We start from the raw sequence: 24,162 nt of genomic DNA, 5'->3' as shown, positions 1-24,162 counted from the left end.
GGAGCGTCGCCTCCGCGGCGGAACTGCAGCGGACCTGCATCCGAAGCCGCCCTGCATCCGCACGACCCCTCCCTTCACCCAACCCGGAAAGCACGTGTCCGTGGAACTCTCACGCCTGTCGGACTTTGAAGCCGACACACCCCCGCCCGACGGCCTGCCCTACGACCTCGTCGGGGTGGGCCTCGGCCCGTTCAACCTGTCTCTCGCGGCCCTCGCCGACGGCGTCCCGGCCCTGCGCACCGTCTTCCTGGACGCCAAGCCGACGTTCGACTGGCACCCCGGTCTGATGATCGAGGGGGCACGGATGCAGGTGCCGTTCCTGGCCGATCTGGTCTCGCTCGTCGATCCGACCAGCCCGTGGTCGTTCCTCGCCTACCTCAGGGAACGGCAGCGCCTCTTCCCGTTCTACTTCGCCGAGCAGTGGCATCTGACCCGCCGCGAGTACGAGGACTACTGCCTCTGGGCCGCGGAGGGCCTGCCGAACTGCCGCTTCGACAGCCCGGTCAAGGCCGTCCGCTGGAACGGCGAGCGGCGTCTCTTCGAAGTCGAGGTCCCGGGCCGGGAACCCTGCCTGGCCCGCCATGTGGTGCTCGGCCTCGGCACCGAGCCCGTCGTCCCCATCGCGTTCGCCGGCCTGCTCGGCGACGGCGCCCCGGTGCTGCACTCCGAGGACTACCTCACCTCTCCCCGTTCTCCTCGCGCGCTGGCGGGCGCCACTGACATCACCGTCGTCGGCTCCGGGCAGTCGGGTGCGGAGGTCTTCCTCGACCTGCTCCGACGCCGGGGAGCGGCCGCAGGTCCCCGGCTGCGCTGGATCACCCGGAGCGCGGCACTCGCGCCCATGGAGTACTCCAAGCTGGGCCTCGAACACTTCACCCCGGACTACACGCGTTTCTTCCACGGGCTGTCCGAGCCGGTTCGCGACGCCCTCGTGCCGAGCCAGTGGCAGCTCTACAAGGCGGCCAGCGCGGAGACTCTGGCGGCCGTCCACGACGCGCTCTACGAGCGGACCATCGGCGCGGGCGGCGACGCCGGCGTGGAGATCGTGCCCGGCACCGAGGTGCGCAGCGCCGGTCGCGGGCCCTGCGGCGGACTCGAACTGCGCTGCGGCCACGGCCTGACCGGGGCCGAGTACGCGCTCCGCACCGACCTGGTCGTCCTGGCCACCGGCTACGCGCCGCGTCGGCCCGCGTTGCTCGATCCCATGCACGCGCTGATCGACTGGGACGAGCAGGAGCGTTACCGCGTCGGCCCTGACTACCGGGTCGGCCTCCGGCCGGATGTCACCGGCGGCCTCTTCGTGCAGAACGCGGAGCTGCACACGCACGGCGTCGGCACGCCCGACCTGGGCCTCGGCGCGCACCGGGCGGCCGTGATCCTCAACGCGGTGAGCGCCGAGATCCTCGGCCGCACCGTGCACCAGCTGCCGAGAACCACGGCCTGGACGACCTTCGGCCGCCCGGCGAGCGCGACGGACCTCGTCCCCGAGCAGCGCGGCGAGTGGTCCGACGGGTCCGGACGGGCCGGACGGTCCTCGCGGGCGGACCGGGCCGACCAGGCTGACCGGGCCGACCATGCTGACCGGGCCGGACGGTCCGACCTGGCCGGGCTCTCCGGGACGCCCACGCCATCCGTGGCGTCCGTGCAGTCCGCGATTTCTGCGATCCCCGCGACCCACTCGGTTCCGGCCTCCCTCGGCTGAGGCTCGCCCGCCGGTCGCCGACCGACCACCGCCCCACGACGGCGGTGTGAAATACCCGCAGCCCAGGTTCACCCCTGACAAGCCGCGCCTCGGGCCGCTACGCTCCCCGTCCATGGATGATCTCCAGCGGACGCCGACCGCGTCGCTCAGCATCGCCGCAGGCCAAGCCGCCTGCGTGCCCCTGGACCTCGTCGACAACGCGGCCACCGCCGCCGACCTCGTCCGCCGTGCCGCCGATCGCGGCGCCTCCCTGGTCGTGCTGCCGGAACTCTTCCTGAGCGGCTACGAACTCCCCGGCATCGCCGCCGATCCGGCCCGCCACACCACGGGCCCCGAGGACTCGCGTCTCGATCCGCTGCGCGAGGCCTGCGCCGATCACCGCACCGCCCTCGTCGTGGGCGCACCCACGCTCGCCGAGGGCCGGTTGCGCATCTCCGCGCTCGTCTTCGACCGGGAGGGCAAGCCGGCGGCCACCTACGACAAGCAGCATGCGACCCCCAGCGAGCGCGCCGAGGGCTTCACCTCCGGCACGCGCGGCTGCACGCTCACCCTCGACGGCTGGCGTCTCGGACTCAGCATCTGCTGGGACTCCTCCTTCCCCGAGCACGCGCGCGACGCCGCCCTCGACGGCTGCCACGGCTACCTCAACGGGGCCATGTTCAGCTCCGCCTTCCTGGCCAGGTCCCACGGCTTCCTGCTGCCGACCCGCGCCATGGACAACACCTCCTACGTGCTGCTGGCCAACCACAGCGGGCCCAGCGGTCCGTACGTCGGCGGCGGACACAGCGCGGTCTGGGGTCCCCTGGGCGAGCAGCTGGCCGACGCCGGCGAGGACGACCCCGGCCTGGCCGTGGCCGTGCTCGACCCCGAGCGGCTCGCCGCGGCGAGGCAGGAGGAACCCGTGCTGGTGGATCCTTCGCTCACCGCGACGGTCGGGCCGAGATTTGTCGGTGCCGCCCTCTAGGCTGGACGTGCCATGAGTGACGACATCCTCGAGCCCGCCGCGGCCGAATCCAGCACCCCCTCGCAGCGTTCCGCCGCGCCGTCCGAGAACGCGGAAGGTGCGGACGGCTCCGGAGCCTCGGACGCGCCAGGCGGAGGCGGGGCCGAGCCCTCGCGCATCCGCGAGCTGCTCCACGCCGCAGTGACGGCGGTGGGCGGTGTCGAGCGGCCGGGTCAGATCGCCATGGCCGAGGCCGTGGCCGGAGCCGTCGACAACAACGAGCAGTTGCTCGTCCAGGCAGGCACCGGCACCGGCAAGTCGCTGGCCTATCTGGTGCCGGCCCTCGCCCATGGGGACCGGGTCGTCGTCGCGACGGCGACGCTCGCCCTCCAGCGCCAGCTCGTCGAACGCGATCTGCCCCGCACGGTCGAGGCGCTGCACCCGCTGCTGCGCCGCCGCCCCCTCTTCGCCATGCTCAAGGGGCGGTCCAACTACCTCTGCCTGCACCGCGCCCACGAGGGAGCGCCGAGCGACGACGAGGACGGTCTCTTCGACCCGGCCGAGGCGCTCGGCGGCCCCAGCAGCAAGCTGGGCAAGGACATCATGCGCCTGCGCGACTGGGCCGACGAGACCGAGACGGGCGACCGCGACGACCTGTCACCCGGTGTCTCCGACAAGGCCTGGGCGCAGCTCTCGGTCAGTTCGAGGGAGTGTCTTGGCGCGACGAAGTGCCCGTACGGCGGCGAGTGCTTCGCCGAGGCCGCGCGCGAGCGCGCCAAGCTCGCCGACGTCGTCGTCACCAACCACGCGCTGCTGGCGATCGACTCGCTGGAGGGCGCGCCGGTCCTGCCCGAGCACGGCCTGCTGATCGTCGACGAGGCGCACGAGCTCGTCTCCAGGGTCACCGGCATCGCCACCGCGGAGCTGACGACCACGGCCGTGAACCGCGCTGTGAAGCGGGCCGCCAAGCTCGCCAACGAGAAGGCCGTGGACCGGCTCCAAGCCGCCGCGGAGAACTACCACGGGCTGATGGACCTCGCCGACGCCGGTCGGGTCGAGGAGCTCCCGGAGAACCTCCACTACGCCGTCGCCGCGATCCGTGAGGCCTGCCGCGAGGTGATCACCTCGCTGGGGGAGGTGAGGGACAAGGGTCTGACGGACGAGGACGCCGTCCGCAAGCAGGCCATGGCCTCGTTGGAGACGATCCACGACACCACGGACCGCCTGTTGGAGGGGTCGGTCTACGACGTGGTGTGGATCGACAGGAACGACCGCTTCCTGGCCGCGCCCGCCTCGCTGCGGGTCGCTCCGCTGAGCGTGTCAGGCCTGCTGCGGGAGAACCTCTACACCGAGCGCTCGGTGGTGCTCACCTCCGCGACGCTCAAGCTCGGCGGCGACTTCAACGGCGTCGCCGCCTCGCTGGGCCTCTCCTCGACCGGTCGCGACGACGTCGGCGAGACGCTGGACGACACGGCCCCCGCGCCGGTCTGGCGCGGGCTGGACGTCGGCTCGCCCTTCGACTACCCGAAGCAGGGCATCCTCTACGTCGCCCGTCATCTGCCGCCGCCCGGCCGTGACCCGGAGCGCCCGGAGATGCTGGCCGAGCTCGCCGAGCTGATCCAGGCCGCCGGCGGACGGACCCTTGGCCTCTTCTCCTCGATGCGCGCCGCCCAGCATGCCGCGGAGGCGCTGCGGGACAAGGTGCCGGGGGAGATCCTGCTCCAGGGCGAGGACACCCTGGGCGAGTTGATCAAGAACTTCTCGGCGGATGCCGAAAGCTGCCTCTTCGGCACGCTCTCGCTCTGGCAGGGCGTGGACGTGCCCGGCTCGGCCTGCCAGCTGGTGGTGATGGACCGGATTCCGTTCCCCCGGCCCGACGACCCGCTGATGAGCGCCCGGCAGAAGGCGGTCGAGGAGCACGGGGGCAACGGTTTCATGGCGGTCGCCGCCACCCATGCCGCGCTGCTCATGGCCCAGGGCGCGGGGCGCCTGATCCGCTCCGCGGCCGACCGCGGCGTGGTCGCGGTGCTCGACTCCCGTCTGGCGACGGCGCGTTACGGCGGATTCTTCCGTTCGTCGATGCCCGATTTCTGGTACACGACCGACCGTAATCAGGTGCGCAGGTCGCTGGCCGCGATCGACGCGTCCGCGGCGCCGATTCGCAAGCGATAGGAAATCAGGGGCGCGACACTCCGCTTGATCGACGGCCCGTGAGCTGTCGATCGAGCCGAGGTGTCGCGCCCCTGCCCGGTTCCGGACCGAATCAGAGCCGGCGGAGAACCGCGACGACCTTGCCGAGAATCGTCGCGCTGTCGCCGGGAATCGGCTCGTAGGCCGCGTTGTGCGGCATCAGCCAGATATGTCCGTCTTCGCGCTTGAGACGCTTCACCGTGGCCTCGCCGTCGATCATCGCGGCGACGATGTCGCCGTTCTCGGCGACCGGCTGGCGGCGGACGGTGACCCAGTCGCCGTCCATGATGGCGGCCTCGATCATCGAATCGCCGCTGACCTTCAGGACGAAGAGCTCGCCGTCGCCGACGAGTTGGCGCGGCAGCGGGAAGACGTCCTCCACCGACTGCTCGGCGAGGATCGGCCCACCCGCGGCGATCCGGCCGACCAGCGGGACGTAGGAGGTGGCCGGACGGCCGCCGTTGGCCTCGGGGACCGGCCGGGCGACCTCCATGCCGCGCACCTCGTACGCGCGCGGACGGTGCGGATCCCGCCGGAGAAAGCCCTTGCGCTCCAGGGCCATCAGCTGGTGGGCGACCGAGGAGGTGCTGGACAGGCCGACGGCCTGGCCGATCTCCCGCATGCTGGGCGGGTAGCCACGGCGCTGGACGGAGTCGCGGATGACCTCGATGACGCGGCGCTGCCGCTCGGTGAGCCCGGCCTCGTCCGTGCGGATGCCCGGTGGGCGTCCGGGAAGCGAGCGCGCGGGGCTTTCTTGAATATCCAAGGAGTGTCCCGAGGAGTGCGTGGCGGAAGGGCCGCTAGCCTGGTCCGGAACGAGGCCGGAGGTTCGGTTTCGCGATTCTTCCTGACTGGCGAACTGGGAGCGTTCCTGCACCGGGACGGTGCTGCTATCGGCGATGGTCACGGCGGCCCCTCTCAACCTACGGACGTTCTCCCTTGAATAGGCCAACGGTAGGTCCTATCGAAAGGTTGCGCCAAACACACGTTCGAGTGAATTATTCCCAGAAACCCTGAAGTGATCAAGGTTTTGGGTGTATTTCGACCCTCTCGTGCGATCGCTTGTTCGAGTCGAATCCTCTCATGGATCACCGCGCCTTGCGGGCGAAACGGGCCCGCGCAAGGCCCCGTCGGCGGCCCGGGGCCACTCGGGTGAGACCTTCGCGGCGGTCTTCGGCGGCTCTCCCCAAGGTCCCGCCGACTGACCTGCGCCGATCGCGAAGCGTGATCCGAGGGACACGACACGCGGTGCCTGAATGGTGCGCGACGCACCAGATCTAGTGGTTACATAGGTGCGCGCAGCCCACAAGTTGTGGTCCCGGTGGTCTTGGCCGTCTCCGGGATCGCCTAGACTGGCGGCTGCTCCGGACCGAGCGGACACATGAATCACAGGAGGGGGAGCGGGACGTGCACTGCCCCTTCTGCCGCCACGCGGACAGCCGGGTCGTCGACTCGCGCACGACCGACGACGGCAGCTCGATCCGCCGCAGGCGCCAGTGCCCCGACTGCAACCGCCGCTTCACGACGGTGGAGACCGCCGCCTTGATGGTGGTGAAGCGCAGCGGGGTGACCGAGCCCTTCAGCCGCGACAAGGTGATCACCGGAGTGCGGAAGGCCTGTCAGGGCCGGCCCGTCACCGAGGACGCCCTCGCACTGCTGGGCCAGCGGGTCGAGGAGGCCGTCCGCTCCACGGGAGCCGCCGAGCTGTCCACCCACGATGTCGGTCTGGCCATACTGGGCCCGCTCAAGGACCTGGACCTGGTGGCCTACCTGCGATTCGCCTCGGTCTACCGGGCCTACGACTCGCTCGAGGACTTCGAGGCCGCGATCGCGGAACTCCGCGACGACCGGCCCCCCGCGCCCGCACTCGGATAACCGTCGGCACTTTCGGAGCCGTGCGCGCGCAGTACAGCAGCAACACACGAACCAGCAGGCGACCCCGGGACTATGCGGGGCGCTCAGGGCGTTTGCCCAGGAGGAGGCGGCAATGACAGATACCACCAGCGGCTCCCGTACCGGTAAGAACGGCGCGGCCAAGGGCGGCAAGCCCGCCGCAGCCGGCGCCAAGGCGGGCGCGGGACTGCGTATCGAGCGCATCTACACCACTCCTGGCGTCCATCCCTACGACGAGGTCGCCTGGGAGCGTCGTGACGTCGTCATGACCAACTGGCGCGACGGCTCGATCAACTTCGAGCAGCGCGGCGTCGAGTTCCCCGACTTCTGGTCGGTCAACGCGGTCAACATCGTCACCAGCAAGTACTTCCGCGGCGCGGTCGGCACCCCGCAGCGCGAGTGGAGCCTCAAGCAGATCATCGACCGCGTCGTGCAGACCTACCGCGCCGCCGGTGAGAAGCACGGCTACTTCGCCTCGCCCGCCGACGCCGAGATCTTCGACCACGAGCTGACCTACGCCCTCCTCCACCAGGTCTTCTCGTTCAACTCGCCGGTCTGGTTCAACGTCGGCACCTCCCAGCCCCAGCAGGTCAGCGCCTGCTTCATCCTGGCCGTCGACGACTCCATGGAGTCGATCCTCGACTGGTACAAGGAAGAGGGCATGATCTTCAAGGGCGGCTCCGGCGCCGGCCTGAACCTCTCCCGGATCCGCTCCTCCAAGGAGCTGCTCTCCTCCGGCGGCAACGCCTCCGGCCCCGTCTCCTTCATGCGCGGCGCGGACGCCTCCGCCGGAACCATCAAGTCCGGTGGCGCGACCCGCCGCGCGGCCAAGATGGTCGTGCTCGACGTGGACCACCCGGACGTCGAGGCCTTCATCGAGACCAAGGTGAAGGAGGAGGAGAAGATCCGTGCCCTGCGCGACGCGGGCTTCGACATGGACCTCGGCGGCGACGACATCACGTCCGTCCAGTACCAGAACGCCAACAACTCGGTGCGCGTCTCCGACGAGTTCATGGAGGCCGTGGAGAAGGGCAGGCAGTTCGGTCTGCGCGCCCGGATGACCGGCGAGGTCATCGAGACCATCGACGCCAAGGGCCTGTTCCGCAAGATGGCCGAGGCCGCGTGGGCCTGCGCCGACCCGGGCATCCAGTACGACTCCACGATCAACCACTGGCACACCAGCCCCGAGTCCGGCCGCATCAACGCGTCCAACCCCTGCTCGGAGTACATGCACCTGGACAACTCCAGCTGCAACCTCGCCTCGCTGAACCTGATGAAGTTCCTGCGCGAGGACGACTCCTTCGACTCGGTGAACTTCGCCAAGGTCGTCGAGCTGGTCATCACCGCGATGGACATCTCCATCTGCTTCGCGGACTTCCCCACCCAGAAGATCGGCGAGACCACCCGCGCCTTCCGCCAGCTCGGCATCGGCTACGCCAACCTCGGCGCGCTGCTGATGGCGACCGGTCACGCCTACGACTCCGCCGGCGGCCGCGCCCTGGCCGGCGCCATCACCTCGCTGATGACCGGCACCGCGTACAAGCGCTCCGCCGAGCTGGCCGCCATCGTCGGCCCGTACGACGGCTACGCCCGCAACGCCGAGCCGCACCAGCGCGTCATGCGCCAGCACGCCGAGGCCAACGACGCGGCCACCCGCATGGACGACCTGGACACCCCGGTCTGGGCCGCGGCCACCGAGGCCTGGCAGGACGTCGTCCGCCTGGGCGCGAAGAACGGTTTCCGCAACGCGCAGGCCTCCGTGCTGGCCCCGACCGGCACCATCGGCCTGATGATGGACTGCGACACCACCGGCGTCGAGCCCGACCTGGCCCTGGTCAAGTTCAAGAAGCTCGTCGGCGGCGGCTCGATGCAGATCGTCAACGGCACCGTGCCGCGCGCGCTGCGTCGCCTGGGCTACCAGGAGGAGCAGGTCGAGGCGGTCGTCGCGTACATCGCCGAGCACGGCAACGTCGTGGACGCCCCGGGCCTGCGGTCCGAGCACTACGAGGTGTTCGACTGCGCGATGGGCGAGCGCTCCATCTCCGCGATGGGCCACGTCCGGATGATGTCCGCGATCCAGCCCTGGATCTCCGGCGCCATCTCCAAGACGGTCAACATGCCCGAGAGCGCCACGGTCGAAGAGGTCGAGGAGATCTACTTCGAGGCCTGGAAGCTCGGCGTCAAGGCGCTGGCGATCTACCGCGACAACTGCAAGGTCGGCCAGCCCCTCTCGGCGAAGACGAAGGACACGAAGCCGGAGGAGGCCTCGGCCGCGGTCGCCGCCGCCCCGGCCGCGGTCACCGAGAAGGTCGTCGAGTACCGCCCGGTCCGCAAGCGCCTTCCCAAGGGACGTCCCGGCATCACCACCTCCTTCACGGTGGGCGGCGCCGAGGGCTACATGACCGCCAACTCCTACCCGGACGACGGTCTCGGCGAGGTCTTCCTGAAGATGTCCAAGCAGGGTTCGACCCTCGCGGGCATGATGGACGCCTTCTCCATCGCCGTCTCGGTCGGCATGCAGTACGGCGTTCCGCTGGAGACCTACGTCTCGAAGTTCACCAACATGCGCTTCGAGCCGGCCGGTCTGACCGACGACCCTGACGTGCGGATGGCGCAGTCGATCGTCGACTACATCTTCCGCCGCCTGGCGCTGGACTTCCTGCCCTTCGAGACCCGCTCCGCGCTCGGCATCCACTCCGTCGAGGAGCGCCAGCGCCACCTGGAGACCGGCTCCTACGAGCCGAGCGACGAGGAGGACGTGGACGTCGAGGGCCTGGCCCAGTCCGCCCCCCGCGCCGCCGCCCCGGCCCCGGTCGTCATCCAGACCGCCCCGGCCGCTCCGGCCGCCGCCGCGCCGCACAACTCCACGGAGCTGCTGGAGATCCAGCAGGGCATCAACTCCGACGCCCCGCTCTGCTTCTCCTGCGGCACCAAGATGCGCCGTGCCGGCAGTTGCTACCTCTGCGAGGGCTGCGGCTCGACCAGCGGCTGCAGCTGATCTCCCCCTGAACGCATGACCCGTGAGGGCGCCGACTTCGGTCGGCGCCCTCACGGCGTTCCCGCCCGCCCCGCCCGGCGTTGCACCGCCCGCAGTTGATCATTAGGGTGCGCGCGTGACCGGTGATCAGGGGACCTCCGACGAACAGTGGGACGAGTTCGTCAGGGAGTTCCACAGGAGCAGTGCGACACCCCGGCAGAGTGCCGCAGAGCAGGCCGCGTCGCCGCGCCCGGAACCGAAGCGTGGGCGGCGGGGGCTCGCGACGGTCTCCGTCCTCTGTCTCCTCGCGGCGGTGGCAGGCGCCGGCTACTGGTTCGGCCCGTGGCGGCAGGCCGGTGCCAGGCCGGTCACGGCGGCCCGCGGGGGGAGCGTGGCGCCTGCGGCGGTGAGGCCGACCGTGCAGGCCTTCGGCGCGGTCACGCCCGAGCAGGCGTTTCCTGTGGTGGTGGACGGCTACGCGCGGGTGGCGACGGTCGCGGACGCGAGCTGTGTCCGCCGGGACACCGTCGGTCCGACGCTGGCGGGGATGTTCACCCAGGACCACGGCTGTCGCGGCGCCGCGCTCGCGCTCTACAAGGACGTCTCCGGCGACGAGTACAACATCGCCGTCTTCACCATGAACGACCCGCACGACGTGATCGACCTCGTCACGGTGCTCGGCACGCACCCGACGGACTTCGAAGTCGTCGCCCAGTTGCCGCCGAAGGGGTCCGGTCTGCGGGAGTTGGGCGCCGACAGCGGCATCGTCCAGTCCTACGCCGGATACGGGCACCTGCTCATGGTGGGCATGGCTCAGTGGTCGGACGGGCATGCGAGCGACTACCAGCGTCTGGAGGACAAGCTGTCCCCGCTGCTCGACGCCATCGCCAAGGAGGCGGCACCGCATGACCCACGCCCCTGAGCCCCGCACGCCCGGCCCGGTGACCGCCGACGATCTGGCCGAGGGCGTCCGGCGGGGCGTCGCGTTGCTGCGGCAGGCGTCCCGCGACGCGGCCGACTGGGCCGTCCCGGCCGGGTCGCTCAGGTGGGACTGCTGGGAGACGGTCGAGCACCTCGCGGACGATCTGTTCGCCTACGCCGCCCAGCTCGGTCCGCAGTCGCCGCCCGCGTCCGACTTCGTGCCCTTCGTGCTGTCCCGGCCGGGGGAGGGCAGGCCGCGGAGCACGATCTTCGCGCAGCGGGAGGCGGGGGTGGACGGCCTGCTGCTCGTGCTCGAGGCGTGCGGCGCGATGCTGGTGGCGATGGTCAGGACCGCCGCTCCGGAGGCCCGTGCCTTCCACGGTTTCGGGACCGCCGACGCGGAGGGTTCGGCGGCGATGGGGCTGGTCGAGACGCTCGTCCACCTGCACGACGTGGCCGAGGGGCTGGGGCTGGAGTGGACGCCGCCCGCCGGGCTCTGCGCGCGGTCGCTCCACCGGCTCTTCCCGGACGCCCCGACGGACACCGACCCGTGGGCGACGCTGCTCTGGGCCACGGGCCGCGGGGAGCTGCCGGGCCGGGAGCGTGTGGGCCGCTGGCGCTGGTACAGCGCTCCCCGCTGATACTCCCGATACTCCGGGCCGCCGCCGACCCCCTGGGCTAGGGTGGCCGTTATGGCCCGTCCTAGACGAATTGTCCTGATCCGGCACGGCGAGTCGGAGGGGAATGTCGATGAGTCGATCTACGAACGCGTACCCGACCACGCGCTGACCCTCACCGCCAGGGGCCGCGAGCAGGCCCGCGCCGCCGGCGCCGAGTTGCGGACCATGTTCGGCATGGAGCGGATCCAGGTCTACGTCTCCCCCTACACCCGCACCCGCCAGACCCTGGAGCTGCTCGGACTGGAACCGGCCCGGGTACGGGTGATGGAGGAGCCGCGGCTGCGGGAGCAGGACTGGGGCAACCTCCAGGACCTGGAGGACATCCGGCGGCAGAAGAAGCTGCGCGACGCCTACGGCCACTTCTACTACCGGTTCGCCAGGGGCGAGTCCGGCGCCGACGTCTACGACCGGGTCGGCGCCTTCTTCGAGACGCTGCACCGCAACTTCCTACGGCCCGACTACCCGCCCAACGTCCTGCTGGTCTGTCACGGGCTGATGATGCGGCTCTTCTGCATGCGCTGGTTCCACTGGAGCGTGGACGAGTTCGAGGCGCTGTCCAACCCCGACAACGGCGAGACGCGGACACTTCTGCTCGGTCCGGACGGCCGCTATACCCTGGACCGTCCGTTCGACCGTTGGACCTGAACAGCAACAGGCAAGCAGCAAGGAGCCACCGTGTTCGTCGTCACCCTGTCCTACACCGCGCCGATCGAGCAGGTGGACGCACTGATCGAGGAGCACCGCGCGTGGCTGGACACCCAGTACGCGGCGGGCTTCCTCCTCGCCTCCGGCGCCAAGGTGCCGCGCACGGGCGGGATCGTCCTGGCCGGCGGACTCGACCGGGAGGCCCTGGACGTGCTGCTTGCGGAGGACCCGTTCGCGAAGGCCGGTGTCGCCCGCTACGACGTGGTCGAGTTCACCGCGACCAAGACCGCCCCGTGCCTGGCCGACTATCGCGAGCCGCATGCCTCCTGACGGGCCTTGAGCAGCCGCTCCAGCAGTTCGGCCGTCGCCTCGGCCAGCGGCAGGCGCACCGGCCCAGCGGGCAGGCCCGCCTCGCGGAGCAGCGCCTTGGCGGTGACGGTTCCCGGGGCCTCGTCCATCATCGCCTGGACCAGCGGCAGCAGTTGCTGGTGCAGACGCAGGGCCTCGGCGTTCGCGCCGCGCGCGTGGGCGTCCAGAACGGCGCGCGTCTCGCGCGGCGCCACGTTGGCCACGGTGCTGACGACGCCGACCGCGCCGATCGCCGCGAGCGGGAGGTTCAGTTCGTCCGCGCCGCAGTAGTAGTGCAGGCCGGTATCGGCGATGGTGCGCGCCACGCCCGCCAGGTCGTAGCTGACGTCCTTGACGGCCACGATCCGAGGATGCCCGGCCAGCGCCCGCAGGGTTTCGGCCGCGAGCCGGGTGCCCGTGCGGCCGGGGATGTCGTAGAGCATGACCGGCAGCGAGACCGCGTCCGCGACGGCCCGCAGGTGCAGACGGACTCCCTCCTGCTGCGGCTTGCTGTAGTACGGGGTCACCACGAGCAGCCCGTCCGCCCCCGCGCGCTCCGCCGTCCGGGCAAGCGCCGCCGTGTGGGAGGTGTCGCTGGTGCCGACGCCCGCGATCACTCGTGCGCGGCCGCCGACCGCCTCCACGACGGCGCGCACCAGCGTCTCCTTCTCGGCGTCCGTCGTGGTCGGCGACTCCCCGGTGGTGCCGCTGAGGACCAGGCCGTCGCAGCCCTGGTCCACCAGGTGCCCGGCCAGTCGCTGAGCGCCGTCCGGGTCGAGGCTTCCGTCGTCGTGGAAGGGGGTGACCATCGCGGCCAGGAGGCGACCGAGAGGAAGAGCCGGGGAGGTGTCCTGCGAGGTGTCGTTCATTCGTCCAGCCTGGTCGACGCCTCGATCAAGGACCAGCGCGAGCTGCTTGCCTGAACTCTTCAGCTTTCGTGAACGGTCTAGCTTTCTTCGGCGGTCGCCTCCTTGGCCTCCGCGGGCGGTGGGGCGCCGGACGGTCGGGCCTGCGGTCGCACCACGAACACCGCCATCACGAAGGCCAGCAGGGTGAAGCCCACCGCGACCCAGAAGGCGCTCGTCATGCCGTGGACGAAGGCCTGGTTGGGATCGGGATGCGGATGCTGGACCTTGAGCTGGTTCCGCTCGGCGGTGGCGAAGACCGTCACCAGGATCGCGAGACCGAGGGATCCGCCCACCTGCTGGGTGGTGTTCAGCAGGCCGGTGGCCGCACCCGCCTCGTGCGGAGCCACTCCGGAGACCGCTGTCAGCATCACCGGAACGAAGATGCAGCCCATGCCGAGGCCGAAGATCACCGTCGGGCCGAGCACGCCGCCCACGTAGCTGCTGTGGATGTCCAGTCGCGTCACCCAGAACGCGCCCACGGTGACCAACACCGTGCCGAGGATCATGAAGGGCCGCGCGCCCCACTTCGTCTGCTGCCGGGCCGCGATCTGCGCGGCCACGATGATCGCTGCGCTCATCGGCAGGAAGGCGAAGCCGGCCTTGATGGGGCTGAACCCCAGGATGTCCTGGATGAACTGGGTCATGAAGAAGAAGATCCCGAACATCGCCGCCGCCAGGCACAGCATCATCACGTACGAGCCCGAGCGGTTCCGGTTCCGGAACATCTTCAGCGGTGTGATCGGCTGCGTCGTCCTCGACTCGATCACCAGGAAGGAGGACAGCAGCACGATGGCCGCCGCGAAGGAGACCAGGGTCCAGGTGTCCGTCCAGCCGCTGTCCGCCGCGCGGATGAAGCCGTAGACGAGGCTGACCATGCCCAGGGTCGCGCTCAGTGCGCCGGGGAGGTCGAAGTGGCCGGGATGGCGTTCGGAGTCGTTGATGTAGAGCGGTGCCAGCGCGGCCAGGGCCAGTCCGATCGGGACGTTGACGAAGAACACCCAGCGCCAGGAGAGCCAGGAGGTGAGCATGCCGCCGAGCAGCAGCCCGATCGCACCGCCGGCGCCCGCCACGGCCGCGTAGACGCCGAAGGCCCGGTTGCGCTCGGGCCCCTCCTTGAAGTTGGTGGCGATCAGCGCGAAGGCGGTCGGCGAGGCGATGGCGCCGCCGATTCCCTGCAGGGCCCGGGACGCGAGCAGCATCCACGAGGCGGTGGCCAGGCCACCGAGCAGGGAGGCCAGGCTGAAGAGCAGTACGCCGGTGATCAACGTGGGGCGGCGGCCGAGGATGTCGCCGATCCGCCCGCCGAGGAGGAGCAGGCCGCCGAAGGTCAGCGTGTAGGCGTTCAGCACCCAGGACAGGCTGGTCGGGGTGAAGTGCAGTGCGGTGGAGATGTGCGGCAGCGCGATGTTGACGATGGTGATGTCCAGCACGACCATCAGCTGGGTGGTGGCGATGACGGCCAGGGAGATCCCCGGATGTTGGCCACGCCTGGCCTGGGCCGGAACGCTGCGGGTCAGGGTCTTCGAAGTTGCCACGGCTCCCCCTGGGGTGGATCGCCACGGTGGCTCGGGGTTGGGAGGCTTTGACTTGGAGTGAACGGAAGCGTTCACTAATGTCGACGGTAAACCCGGACAAACCGGTACACAAGCCTCAGGTTCTGCGCCGCAGTGCCGAGCTCACGCACGCGCCCCGGGGAGGTGGCTCATGCACGGGACAGCTCATCGAGTGGCGGCCCGCCGCCGGGGGCCGGCTCTGGAGCAGGCGATTTTCGAGGCCACGCTGGAGCAGTTGGTCGTCTCCGGCTATGCCAGGCTCAGCATGGAGGCGGTCGCCGCAGCCGCCCAGACGGGGAAGGCCAGCCTCTACCGGCGCTGGGGCTCCAAGGAGGAGCTGGTCATGGACGTGCTTCGGACCAGCCTGCCCTTGGTCGGCGCCCCACCGGACACCGGCAGCCTGAGGGAGGACCTGCTGACCGTCCTGGAGCGGCTGCGCGCCGCGATGAGCTCCCGGCCCGGCTGCGCCGCCCGCGCGGTGATCAGCGAACTGGACCACGAACGTGCCTCGGCGTTCATCGGGCTGGTGCACCAGCGCGTCCTGGACCCCGCTCACAGTCTGTTCCTGGACGTGGTCGCCGCGGCCGCGGCCCGAGGCGAGGTGCGTGCCGAAGTGGCGACACCGATGGTGCTGGACCTGGTCCCGGCCATGATGATGTACCGCGCCAAGACCGCCCAGGGCCGTTTCACCGAGCAGGAGGCGGTGGCGCTGGTCGACGAGGTGCTGCTCCCGGTGCTCCGCGCCTGAGTCGGACCGCGTGGCCGGTGCGGAGGACGGCCCCTGGTCGAGAAGGGGGTCGGCGGTCAGGAGCCAGGAGCCTGGGAGCTGCCCACAGCGAGGCCTTGGGGTGGGACGTCCGGGTGGAACTCCGGGGTTCGTGGAGGGCCTAGGCTGAGAGCATGGCCGTCGAACCGCCCTCCCACTCCGTCGAACGCTCGCTGCGCCGCGCCGGGGCGACGCTGGTCGCGGGCGTGGACGAGGTCGGGCGCGGCGCCTGGGCGGGGCCGGTCACGGTCTGTGCCGCGATCACCGGGCTGCGCAAGCCGCCCCCGGGCCTCACCGATTCGAAGCTGCTCACCCAGCGTCGGCGCGAGGAGTTGGAGCCGGTGCTGGCGGGCTGGGTCCGCGCCCACGCCCTCGGTCACGCCTCGCCCAAGGAGTGCGACGAGCTGGGCATGACCGCCGCACTCCGCCTCGCCGCGGTCCGCGCGCTGGAGGCGCTCCCCGAGCGGCCCGACGCCGTGATCCTGGACGGCAAGCACAACTACCTCGGCGGCCCCTGGCAGGTCCGCACGGTGATCAAGGGCGACCAGTCGTGCATCGCCGTCGCCGCGGCCTCGGTGCTCGCGAAGGTCCGCCGGGACGCGATGATGGCCGAGATGGGGGAGTCCTATCCGGACTTCGCCTTCGCCGACAACGCCGGATACCCCTCGCCGGTCCACCGCGCCGCTCTGGAGCGCCTCGGTCCGACCGAGCAGCACCGGCTCTCGTGGGCCTACCTCGACGAGCTGCCGAAGTGGCGGCACCTGCGGACCTATCGCGAGGCGCCGGCCGATCAGGGGGAGCAGCTCGCCCTGGGCTTCTGAGGGCGTCGGCTCGCCCGCTGGAATGATGCTCCGTCAATTCCCGGCGCAACTGCGTCGGGAGAGCCGGAAAGATGACCTGGCGGCAACGCCGGGGCGGCATCGGGAGGGGCTCTGGATGACTGTTCGGTCGTCGGCCGCGCCGCCGAGTGAGCCCCCCTATCGGCTGCTCACAGGCACCGAGTAAGCTCTGGTGCGCTGTGCGACGCCATCCGGTGCGCCGCCGGAAATCGTGCCGAGGAGCTGGAGATCCACAAGACCGACTCGGGCCAGGGCGTTCCATCCACCGACGAGACGGACCCTGTAGCCCGCACCGCCGCGAACGTAGTGCCCTCACCCTCTAGCGTGGCTGCCGCCCCGCGTCCCGTGCCCCGGCCGGGACCCCCGGCGCGGCGCCCGGTGCCCGGTCCTCCGGCCGGGCCCGCCCGTATCCCGAAGCCCGGCCCCGCGCCGCGCCGGGCCGCGGCTGAGCCGACCCTTCCCGAGCTCCAGTTGCTGCCGACCGCCCCCGAGGCCGCGATCGAGCGCGCCGACGAGGCCGTCGACCTGTTGCTGGACGCCGGGCGTGCGCCGGGCCAGATCCTGGTGCTGACCACCGCCGCCGCCCACCCGTGGCAGATCCACGAGCAGTCCTTCGGCGCCGAGCGCTACTGGGCGCAGCTGGACGCGGCGGACGACGTCTTCTACGCGACCGTCGGCGACTGCCGCCCGGTCCGTCGGGAGGTCGTGGTGCTGGCCGTCAACGGCGGCGACACCGGTGCGGTCCAGGACGCCCTGGCCGCTTCTCTCGGACGGGCCACCTCGCTGTTGATCGTCTGCGGCGACACCCCGCTGCCCGCCCCGCGTCAGGGTTAGCGCCGGACCGGCACCGGGGCAGTGTCGTCGGCGGTCCGGCCGGGCTGCCGTCCGGGCCGTCCGGAGCCGGCACCCCGTGGTGGTTCGGTGCGACGTCGGCTGTCGATCCGTCGGCCGTCGGTGCCTTCAGTGCGCCGCTGCGCGGGGGACCGCTTCGGCCGGCATGAGCGCCAGCCGTGGACGGATCGCCTCGACCATGGGCGCCTGTGCCGCACCGGCTTCGCGGCTCGGCAGTTCGCTGACGGTGCTGACGATTCGCTGGACCCAGGAGCCGGCGTGCGGGGTGTGGCCGTTCCGGCTGCCGCCGAGCACCGACCAGCCGCCGTCGGTCATGGTGATGTAGTCGCCGCAGCGCAGGCCGTGCAGCACGGCGGCGTCACGCAGGGCCCACATCCACGCCCCGTCCTGGTCGGTCCAGCCCGCCGGCTCGTGACGGCACTGGAGCAGCACCACACTGTGCAGCGGCGACCGGCGGCGCAGGCCGTGCGGGACGGTGTGACGCAGGTGGGCCAGAAGGATGTTGCGCAGATGCCATCCGTCGCTGATCCGGTCCGGCACCGCGAACGAAGCGCCCGCGACGACCCTGTCCTCGGCGGTGAGCACACCCAGTACGGTGGCTCCCGGCTGTGGCAGGTGGATCCGGTGCAGGTCCTCGACCACGGACCGGGGGTCCGACAGGACCGGGAGCCCGGCCGCCGCCCAGTCGGCGGAGTCGAGCGAACGAGCGACGGCCGAGGAGTACGAGCCCGAAGGCAACTCGGCGGGATGGCTGATGCTCAAGATCCTCCTTCCCCGTGCCCATGCGTGGGCATCTCGCACCACCAGCCACGGACGTCGTCCGGCTGGGATACCTGCCAATTCTCACGTCCCGCGCACCATGCGGCAACGGTGATCCTGCCGGAAGTGTCACCGCTTCTGGCATTCCGACAGATAAGTCCCCCGAGCGGGCTGTTCGTGCTGGTCCGTTCGGCCGGGGCGCTCAGCCGACCGGCCCAGCGGAACCCTGCCGTCCCTCCACCGGCGCTCAGGCGGACTGGGCCAGAACCAGGGGCAACACGCCTGATGCGCCGGCCCGGCGCAGCAGCCGCGCGGCGACCGCGAGAGTCCAACCGCTGTCGGCGTAGTCGTCCACCAGCAGGACCGGGCCGCCGCCCAGATCCGCCAAGGCGGCGGCGAGCTCGTCCGGGACCGTCAGCGTGCCGTGGAGCTGCCTGAGCCGCTGGGCGCTGTTGCCGCGCCCGCCCCGCGCGCGGTCCGCCCCCGCCGCGTAGCCGACCTGGCCGAGCAGCGGCAGCCGACCGATCCGTGCGATGCCGGCCGCCAGACTGCCCACCAGCTCGGGCCTGGTCCTCGAGGCGATCGAGACCACGGCGACGGGGCGCTGCTCCCAGGCTGAAGGCCCGCGCGACCAGTCGGCCAAAAGAGTGACGACGGCGTCCAACACCGGGGCGGGAACCGGCGTGTCGGGGGCGTCGGGGGCGAGCAGCGGTCGCAGCCGCGTGCCCCAGCCGATGTCGGAGAGCCGCCCCAGCGCCCGGCCGGTGGCCGCCTGCTCGCCCGGGGGGATACGGCCCTTCAGGTCGATCCCGATGGCGGGCAGGCCCGTCGGCCACATCCTGCGGGGCTCGACCTCGACGCCCGGCCGACCGAGCGCGGCGCGAGCGGCCGCCAGCGTCTCGGCCGAGACCTCGGTCGGCAGACGGCTGCCGGTGCAGTTGTCGCAGCGGCCGCAGGGAGTCGCCTGGTCGTCGTCGAGCTGGCGGCGCAGGAACTCCATCCGGCAGGAACCGGTGGCGGCGTAGTCGAGCATGGCCTGCTGCTCCCCGGCCCTCGCCTCGGCGACCCGGGCGTAGCGGTCGGCCTCGTAGGACCAGGGCTGCCCGGTGGCCACCCAGCCGCCCTTGACGCGGCGCACCGCACCGTCGACGTCGAGGACCTTGAGCATGGTCTCCAGGCGGTTGCGTCGCAGATCGACCCGGGCCTCCAGGGCCGGGGTGGAGAGGGGCAGCGGAGCCCCGTCGGGGGTGGTGTGCGCCGCCAGGGCGCCGAGCGTGGTGCGCACCTGATCCTCGCCGGGGAAGGCGAGAGAGGCGAAGTACCGCCAGATCGCGGCGTCCTCGGCGCCCGGGAGCAGCAGTACCTCGGCGTGCTTGATCCCGCGTCCGGCCCGGCCCACCTGCTGGTAGTAGGCGATCGGGGAGTTGGGGGAGCCGAGGTGGACCACGAAGCCCAGGTCGGGCTTGTCGAAGCCCATGCCCAGGGCCGAGGTGGCGACCAGGGCCTTCACCCGGTTGGCGAGCAGATCCGCCTCGGCGGACTGCCGCTCGGCGTCCTCGGTGCGCCCGGAGTAGGAGGCCACGGCGTGCCCGCGCTGCCGCAGGAAGGAGGCGACCTCGTCCGCCGCCGCGACCGTGAGGGTGTAGATGATCCCTGAGCCGGGGAGTTCGTCCAGCCGGTCCGCGAGCCAGGCCAGGCGGTGGGCGGGATCGCCCAGCTGGAGCACACCCAGGCCGAGGCTCTCGCGGTCCAACGGGCCGCGCAGCACCAGCGCCTCGCCGCTCGCGGTGCGGGCGCCGGCGTGGGTGCCGAGCTGCTCGGCGACGTCGGCGGTGACCCGGGCGTTCGCGGTGGCCGTCGTGGCCAGGACCGGAACCCCGGTGGGGAGCTCGGCCAGCATGGTGCGCAGCCGGCGGTAGTCGGGGCGGAAGTCGTGCCCCCAGTCGGAGATGCAGTGTGCCTCGTCGACGACGAGCAGGCCGGTGGCCGCGGCGAGACTGGGCAGCACCTCGTCCCGGAAATCCGGGTTGTTCAGCCGCTCCGGGCTGACCAGCAGGACGTCGACCGTGCCGGCCGTGATCTCGGCCTGGATCGACTCCCAATCCTCGGTGTTGGAGGAGTTGATCGTGCGGGCGGCGATGCCCGCCCTGGCCGCCGACTCGACCTGGTTCCGCATCAGGGCGAGCAGCGGGGACACGATGACCGTCGGCCCGGCACCTGAGGCCCGCAACAGGGCCGTGGCGACGAAGTAGACGGCGGACTTGCCCCACCCGGTGCGCTGCACGACCAGCGCCCGGCGCTTGTCGACCACCAGGGCCTCGATGGCGAGCCACTGGTCCTCCCGCAGGCGGGCGTCGCCGCCGGCGAGGAGCCGCAGCACGGCGTCGGCCTGTTCACGCACGGCGGCGCGATCGGGGGTCTGGGTCTTGTCCATGCCGTCATTGATAGTCGGCCGCACCGACAAAGCGCCAACTCGCCTCGCCGGACCTGTGGAGAAACGATTCTTCGCTCCGCTTCTCACTCGTTCGAGTGAGGAGATTTTCCACAGCCCCCTGTTGTCCACAGGCTCTGAGCGGTTCGTCGCGCGGCTCGATCCGGCGGGGCACGCTCGGCCCATGAACGAGCACAGCCCAAGCCCGTCGTCCCCCTCGTCGTCCTCCGGGGCGTCCGCGGCCTCGGGGACGTTCTCCGCCTTCGAGCGTCCCGTCGTCCGGATGAAGACCCCGGCCGACATGGCCGAGGCGCTGCCCTACCTGCTCGGTTTCTACCCGAGCGACAGCGTGGTCGCGCTCGGCCTGCAGGGCCCGCGCCGCCGCCAGGGCGGCTCGGTCAGGATCGACATCCCCGCGCCCGCGGCCTGGGCCGCGGCGTCGGACGAGGTGGTCGGCTTCCTGCTCGCCCTGTCGGAGCAGCGGGACAGGTCCCCCGACGCGGTGATCCTCTACCTCTGCCGGGATCCGGAGCCCGGGGAAAGCCCCCGGGCGGTGGCCGAACGCCTCCGGCCGCTCGCGACACTGCTGGCCGAGCGGTTCGTGGCCGCGGGCGTGCCCGTCCACGAGTCGCTGTGCCTCTCCGACGGGCGCTGGTACTCGTACAGCTGCTCGGATCCGGAGTGCTGTCCCGCGGACGGAGCGCTCGTCCGGGTGCCCGGCAGCACCTCTCCGGTCGCCGCCGCGGCGGCCTTCGCGGGCATCCACGTCCGGGGCAGCCTGCGGGACCTCCACCGGGAGCTGGAGCCACTGCCGGCCGAGTCCGCCCTGCCGCTGCTCCACGCCTTCGAGCGGGAGATGCCCTCCGTCGCCGCCGAACTCGGCCGCACCGGAGGCAGGGAGCGCCTGCGCGAGGCGACCGCCGCACTGGTGGACGCGGCGGTCGCCCGCTTCCGCCGCGACGAGGACGAACTGGACGACCACGACGCCGCCAGGATCGTGCTCGGCCTGCAGGACCGCCTGGCCCGTGACCGCGCCGCCGAATGGCTGGATCCTCCTGACGTCGCGCACGCCTCCCGGCTCTGGCGCTACCTCGCCCGACGATGCGTCGGGCCGTTCGCCGAACACGCCGCCGCCCCGCTGTCCCTGCTCGGCTGGACGGCCTGGGTGACGGGTGACACGGTCACCGCCAGGGTCGCCCTCGGCCGAGCCCTGGCCCTCGATCCGGGGTACACCTTCGCGGGGTTGCTCTACGAGGCGATCAACTGCGGTGCGGTGCCGGATTCACTCTGCGCCACGCTGCGAGCCGAGCGCGCGGCTCGGCAGCGGGGGGCCCGACGCCGCAGGCGTGGCCCGTTTCCCCGCTGCCTGGGCCGATCGACCGACTGAGGCCCCACTGTTTATCGTCACAGAGACGACTATGATGCGCGCATGTCGCGTTACGATCCGTCGGCCTTTCCCCCTTTCGCGGTCACCGTGGACCTGGTGGTCCTGACCGTGCGCGACCATGCCCTGTGCGCGCTGATGGTGCGCCGGGGGGAGCCTCCCTTCCAGGGCTTCTGGGCGCTGCCCGGTGGCTTCGTGCGCCCCGACGAGGGGCTGGTGGAGGCGGCGGCCAGAGAGCTCGCCGAGGAGACCGGGCTCCGCACGCACGGCGCCCCCGGCCAGGGCCCCGGGGTCGGCGCCCACCTCGAGCAGCTCGCCACCTACGGAGACCCGCAGCGTGACCCGCGCATGCGCGTGGTCAGCGTGGCCTATCTGGCCCTGGCGCCGGATCTGCCCACCCCCCGCCCCGGCGGCGACGTGCGCAGCGCGCGGTGGGCCCCGGTCGAGGAACTCCTCGGCCGCGGCAAGGGCGACGACGGACTGCTGCTCGCCTTCGACCACAGCGCGATCCTCGGGGAGGGCGTGGAGCGGGCCCGGTCGAAGATCGAGTACTCCGCGCTCGCCACGGCCTTCTGTCCCGAGGAGTTCACCGTCGGCGAGCTCAGGCGGGTCTACGAGTCGGTCTGGGGTGTTCAGCTGGACCCCCGCAACTTCCACCGCAAGGTGACCGGCACGCCCGGATTCCTGGTGCCCGCGGGCGGCACCACCACCCGCCAGGGCGGGCGCCCGGCCCAGCTCTTCCGCGCCGGGGGAGCCACCGTGCTCAACCCGCCGATGCTGCGTCCGGACGCCTGATTCCGGCGACTGACCCGGGTGCCTCGTCGGGCGCCTGATCCGGGGCGGCCGTCGAGGCGACTCCTACGCGCTGTACAAGTCAATCCCACGCAAAGTAACCATGTCGGTCTATCGTGCTGGCGTTGGGGGGTGACCAGCGCGGAGGTGTCCGACCGTGGCTCAGTCTGTCCAGACCCAGCCCCATGCAGTGGCTCAGCCCCAGCCCGCCCAGTGGCAGTCCGCCCAGCGGCAGTCCGAGGACGGCTCCTCGGGGCGCCGGCTCCAGCAGACCTACCAGCCCTTCCAGGCGATCGGGCTGACGAGGAACGCGCGGCGCGGGAGTCGGCCGACCCTGCTGGACCTGTCCTTCGACGCCCGTCCGGGTCAGGTCACCGCACTCCTCGGCCCCGAGGGATCGGGCCGGAGCACCGCGCTCCGGCTGGCCCTCGGCATCGAGCAGGGCCAGGGCACGGCTCTTTTCCACGGCCGCCCCTACAAGCGGCTGGCCCACCCCGAGCGCGAGGTGGGCGTGGTTCTCGGCGACGCCGGCCGGCCCGCCGGGCATCCCGGCCGCAGGGCCCGTGCGCACCTGCGGATGATGGCGGCCGCAGCCGGGGTCCCGGCACGGCGCGCTGACCAACTCCTCGAGCAGACGCGCCTCGGACCGGCCGCCGAACATCGGCTGCGGACCTACTCGCCCGGCATGACCAGGCGCCTGCAACTCGCCCAGGCACTCCTCGGCGATCCGTGCACGCTGGTCCTCGACGAGCCCACCGAAGGGCTCTCGCCGAAGAACGTGGAATGGTTCCACGCCTTTCTCCGCGCCTTCGCGGCCGGAGGCGGGGCAGTCCTGGTCACCCTGCGCAGCCCGCAGGAGGCGGCGGTGCTCGCCGACCGCGTGGTCACGCTCGAACTCGGGCGGCTGCTCGCGGACCAGCCCGTCGAGGAGTTCCGCCGGACGCGGCTGCGTGACGAGGTCTCCGTACGCGGTCCCCAGGTCGCAAGGCTCGCTGACGTGCTGGCGGCGGCGGGTGCCACCGTGCGGCGCGAGGGCGGCAACGTGATCTCCGTCGAGGGCATGGCCCGGACCGAGGTCGGCGAACTGGCCTTCCGCCACGGCATCCTGCTGCACGAGCTGGCGGACCATGTCGTGGAACACGCTCCGGTCCCGCCCCAGCCCTCCACGTCTCCGCCCCCCTCCGTCGGCGCGCAGATCCCGCCGACCGCCGGGTCCGACGCCCTCCCCGAGGGCGACACGGGAGCGGAGGCAACCGAGCCGACTTCCGCCCGTGCGACGGTCTCGCTCGGCCCCGGCGAGACGATCACGACTCGGATGGTCGTCTCCGCCGAGCCCGCCGAGTCGCCCGCCGCCCGTGCCGAGGTCGGTGGGTCTGCCGCGCCGTCGGTGGCGGTCGGTCAGGCGCGCCGTGACACCCGGGTGAGTGAGCCCCTGTTCCGTGACGATCCTGCCGACGGCGCCAGCTGACGACCTCCCTGGTGCGAGCCGGCCCGCCCGCCCCGCCCCGTGGGTCCTGCCCTGCGCACGCGGCCCGGCGAACCCCGCCACGCGAACACGCCCCGCGCGCGCCGCGAGGAC

General features: G+C 71.7%; 20 protein-coding genes. 15 read left to right on the top strand and 5 right to left on the bottom strand.

Annotated elements, in window-relative coordinates:
- Window positions 1-100 precede the first annotated feature (100 nt).
- From BS83_RS48475 to BS83_RS35895, 3 genes are all read left to right on the top strand, one after another.
- Window positions 101-1,702: a lysine N(6)-hydroxylase/L-ornithine N(5)-oxygenase family protein gene (locus BS83_RS48475; protein WP_269664883.1), complete on the top strand. Its 1,602-nt coding sequence runs from the start codon at window positions 101-103 to the stop codon at window positions 1,700-1,702.
- A 112-nt stretch (window positions 1,703-1,814) separates the two neighbouring features.
- The gene (locus BS83_RS35900) at window positions 1,815-2,666 is read left to right on the top strand and encodes a carbon-nitrogen hydrolase family protein (RefSeq protein ID WP_051944666.1); all 852 of its coding nucleotides are present in this window, start codon (window positions 1,815-1,817) and stop codon (window positions 2,664-2,666) included.
- A gap of 12 nt (window positions 2,667-2,678) precedes the next feature.
- Window positions 2,679-4,817 carry an ATP-dependent DNA helicase gene (locus BS83_RS35895; RefSeq protein ID WP_084714651.1) on the top strand — a complete coding sequence of 713 codons (2,139 nt, stop codon included), beginning with the start codon at window positions 2,679-2,681 and terminating at the stop codon, window positions 4,815-4,817.
- A 91-nt stretch (window positions 4,818-4,908) separates the two neighbouring features.
- Here the strand turns inward: BS83_RS35895 and lexA are convergent, their stop codons facing one another.
- Entirely contained in the window at window positions 4,909-5,742 is an 834-nt protein-coding gene (gene lexA / locus BS83_RS35890) for a transcriptional repressor LexA (RefSeq protein WP_232248608.1), read from the bottom strand.
- Between the two features lie 500 nt (window positions 5,743-6,242).
- On the opposite strand from lexA, the gene nrdR reads away from it, so the two are divergent.
- The 6 genes from nrdR to BS83_RS35860 all read left to right on the top strand — a co-directional run bounded on the left by nrdR (window position 6,243) and on the right by BS83_RS35860 (window position 12,281).
- Window positions 6,243-6,710 carry a transcriptional regulator NrdR gene (gene nrdR / locus BS83_RS35885; RefSeq protein WP_051944663.1) on the top strand — a complete coding sequence of 156 codons (468 nt, stop codon included), beginning with the start codon at window positions 6,243-6,245 and terminating at the stop codon, window positions 6,708-6,710.
- A 112-nt stretch (window positions 6,711-6,822) separates the two neighbouring features.
- Window positions 6,823-9,726 carry a vitamin B12-dependent ribonucleotide reductase gene (locus BS83_RS35880; protein ID WP_037607485.1) on the top strand — a complete coding sequence of 968 codons (2,904 nt, stop codon included), beginning with the start codon at window positions 6,823-6,825 and terminating at the stop codon, window positions 9,724-9,726.
- Between the two features lie 115 nt (window positions 9,727-9,841).
- Window positions 9,842-10,627 carry a hypothetical protein gene (locus BS83_RS45985; RefSeq protein ID WP_157597466.1) on the top strand — a complete coding sequence of 262 codons (786 nt, stop codon included), beginning with the start codon at window positions 9,842-9,844 and terminating at the stop codon, window positions 10,625-10,627.
- A complete protein-coding gene (locus tag BS83_RS35870) occupies window positions 10,611-11,267 on the top strand; it encodes a hypothetical protein (RefSeq protein WP_037607483.1) in 657 nt (218 codons plus the stop codon). Before BS83_RS45985 ends, BS83_RS35870 begins: the two co-directional genes overlap by 17 nt.
- A 51-nt stretch (window positions 11,268-11,318) precedes the next feature.
- On the top strand, window positions 11,319-11,951 hold the full coding sequence (locus BS83_RS35865; protein ID WP_037607482.1) for a histidine phosphatase family protein: 633 nt from the start codon (window positions 11,319-11,321) through the stop codon (window positions 11,949-11,951).
- Between the two features lie 30 nt (window positions 11,952-11,981).
- On the top strand, window positions 11,982-12,281 hold the full coding sequence (locus tag BS83_RS35860; RefSeq protein ID WP_037607481.1) for a YciI family protein: 300 nt from the start codon (window positions 11,982-11,984) through the stop codon (window positions 12,279-12,281).
- On the opposite strand, the gene dapA is transcribed toward BS83_RS35860, so the two are convergent.
- Both dapA and BS83_RS35850 read right to left on the bottom strand, forming a co-directional pair.
- Entirely contained in the window at window positions 12,257-13,168 is a 912-nt protein-coding gene (gene dapA / locus BS83_RS35855) for a 4-hydroxy-tetrahydrodipicolinate synthase (protein ID WP_037607480.1), read from the bottom strand. The two genes, BS83_RS35860 and dapA, sit on opposite strands and share 25 nt — an antisense overlap.
- A gap of 77 nt (window positions 13,169-13,245) precedes the next feature.
- Entirely contained in the window at window positions 13,246-14,742 is a 1,497-nt protein-coding gene (locus tag BS83_RS35850; protein WP_051944659.1) for an MFS transporter, read from the bottom strand.
- 169 nt (window positions 14,743-14,911) lie between these two features.
- Between BS83_RS35850 and BS83_RS35845 the strand changes: the two genes are divergently transcribed.
- The 3 genes from BS83_RS35845 (at window position 14,912) to BS83_RS35835 (ending at window position 17,199) form a co-directional block, all read left to right on the top strand.
- On the top strand, window positions 14,912-15,508 hold the full coding sequence (locus tag BS83_RS35845) for a TetR/AcrR family transcriptional regulator (protein ID WP_037607479.1): 597 nt from the start codon (window positions 14,912-14,914) through the stop codon (window positions 15,506-15,508).
- 152 nt (window positions 15,509-15,660) lie between these two features.
- The gene (locus BS83_RS35840; protein ID WP_037607478.1) at window positions 15,661-16,347 is read left to right on the top strand and encodes a ribonuclease HII; all 687 of its coding nucleotides are present in this window, start codon (window positions 15,661-15,663) and stop codon (window positions 16,345-16,347) included.
- A gap of 396 nt (window positions 16,348-16,743) precedes the next feature.
- Complete coding sequence (locus BS83_RS35835) at window positions 16,744-17,199, top strand: hypothetical protein (RefSeq protein ID WP_051944656.1); 456 nt, start codon at window positions 16,744-16,746, stop codon at window positions 17,197-17,199.
- A 126-nt stretch (window positions 17,200-17,325) separates the two neighbouring features.
- Here the strand turns inward: BS83_RS35835 and BS83_RS35830 are convergent, their stop codons facing one another.
- Together BS83_RS35830 and BS83_RS35825 are read right to left on the bottom strand one after the other, a co-directional pair.
- Window positions 17,326-17,979 carry a hypothetical protein gene (locus tag BS83_RS35830; RefSeq protein ID WP_157597465.1) on the bottom strand — a complete coding sequence of 218 codons (654 nt, stop codon included), beginning with the start codon at window positions 17,977-17,979 and terminating at the stop codon, window positions 17,326-17,328.
- A gap of 244 nt (window positions 17,980-18,223) precedes the next feature.
- Window positions 18,224-20,410, bottom strand: a complete 2,187-nt coding sequence (locus BS83_RS35825) for a RecQ family ATP-dependent DNA helicase (RefSeq protein WP_037607477.1) — start codon at window positions 20,408-20,410, stop codon at window positions 18,224-18,226.
- A gap of 181 nt (window positions 20,411-20,591) precedes the next feature.
- Here BS83_RS35825 and BS83_RS35820 point away from each other — a divergent pair, with 181 nt between their 5' ends.
- The 3 genes from BS83_RS35820 (at window position 20,592) to BS83_RS35810 (ending at window position 24,051) form a co-directional block, all read left to right on the top strand.
- On the top strand, window positions 20,592-21,794 hold the full coding sequence (locus BS83_RS35820) for a DUF4192 domain-containing protein (protein WP_198035380.1): 1,203 nt from the start codon (window positions 20,592-20,594) through the stop codon (window positions 21,792-21,794).
- A 42-nt stretch (window positions 21,795-21,836) separates the two neighbouring features.
- Window positions 21,837-22,586: an NUDIX hydrolase gene (locus BS83_RS35815; RefSeq protein WP_037607476.1), complete on the top strand. Its 750-nt coding sequence runs from the start codon at window positions 21,837-21,839 to the stop codon at window positions 22,584-22,586.
- Between the two features lie 187 nt (window positions 22,587-22,773).
- Complete coding sequence (locus BS83_RS35810; RefSeq protein WP_051944650.1) at window positions 22,774-24,051, top strand: ATP-binding cassette domain-containing protein; 1,278 nt, start codon at window positions 22,774-22,776, stop codon at window positions 24,049-24,051.
- Window positions 24,052-24,162: the final 111 nt, after the last annotated feature.

Source organism: Streptacidiphilus rugosus AM-16 (genome assembly GCF_000744655.1).
In the GTDB taxonomy this organism is placed as follows: Bacteria; Actinomycetota; Actinomycetes; order Streptomycetales; family Streptomycetaceae; genus Streptacidiphilus; species Streptacidiphilus rugosus.
This window is presented reverse-complemented; position numbering and strand designations above follow the sequence as displayed.

Bases quoted from the DNA above. Each gene is read 5' to 3' on its own strand.
- BS83_RS35900 (WP_051944666.1), top strand. From the start codon at position 1,815: ATGGATGATCTCCAGCGGACGCCGACCGCGTCGCTCAGCATCGCCGCA.
- BS83_RS35895 (WP_084714651.1), top strand. From the start codon at position 2,679: ATGAGTGACGACATCCTCGAGCCCGCCGCGGCCGAATCCAGCACCCCC.
- BS83_RS35880 (WP_037607485.1), top strand. From the start codon at position 6,823: ATGACAGATACCACCAGCGGCTCCCGTACCGGTAAGAACGGCGCGGCC.
- BS83_RS35870 (WP_037607483.1), top strand. From the start codon at position 10,611: ATGACCCACGCCCCTGAGCCCCGCACGCCCGGCCCGGTGACCGCCGAC.
- BS83_RS35865 (WP_037607482.1), top strand. From the start codon at position 11,319: ATGGCCCGTCCTAGACGAATTGTCCTGATCCGGCACGGCGAGTCGGAG.
- dapA (WP_037607480.1), bottom strand. From the start codon at position 13,168: ATGAACGACACCTCGCAGGACACCTCCCCGGCTCTTCCTCTCGGTCGC.
- BS83_RS35845 (WP_037607479.1), top strand. From the start codon at position 14,912: ATGCACGGGACAGCTCATCGAGTGGCGGCCCGCCGCCGGGGGCCGGCT.
- BS83_RS35840 (WP_037607478.1), top strand. From the start codon at position 15,661: ATGGCCGTCGAACCGCCCTCCCACTCCGTCGAACGCTCGCTGCGCCGC.
- BS83_RS35825 (WP_037607477.1), bottom strand. From the start codon at position 20,410: ATGGACAAGACCCAGACCCCCGATCGCGCCGCCGTGCGTGAACAGGCC.
- BS83_RS35820 (WP_198035380.1), top strand. From the start codon at position 20,592: ATGAACGAGCACAGCCCAAGCCCGTCGTCCCCCTCGTCGTCCTCCGGG.
- BS83_RS35815 (WP_037607476.1), top strand. From the start codon at position 21,837: ATGTCGCGTTACGATCCGTCGGCCTTTCCCCCTTTCGCGGTCACCGTG.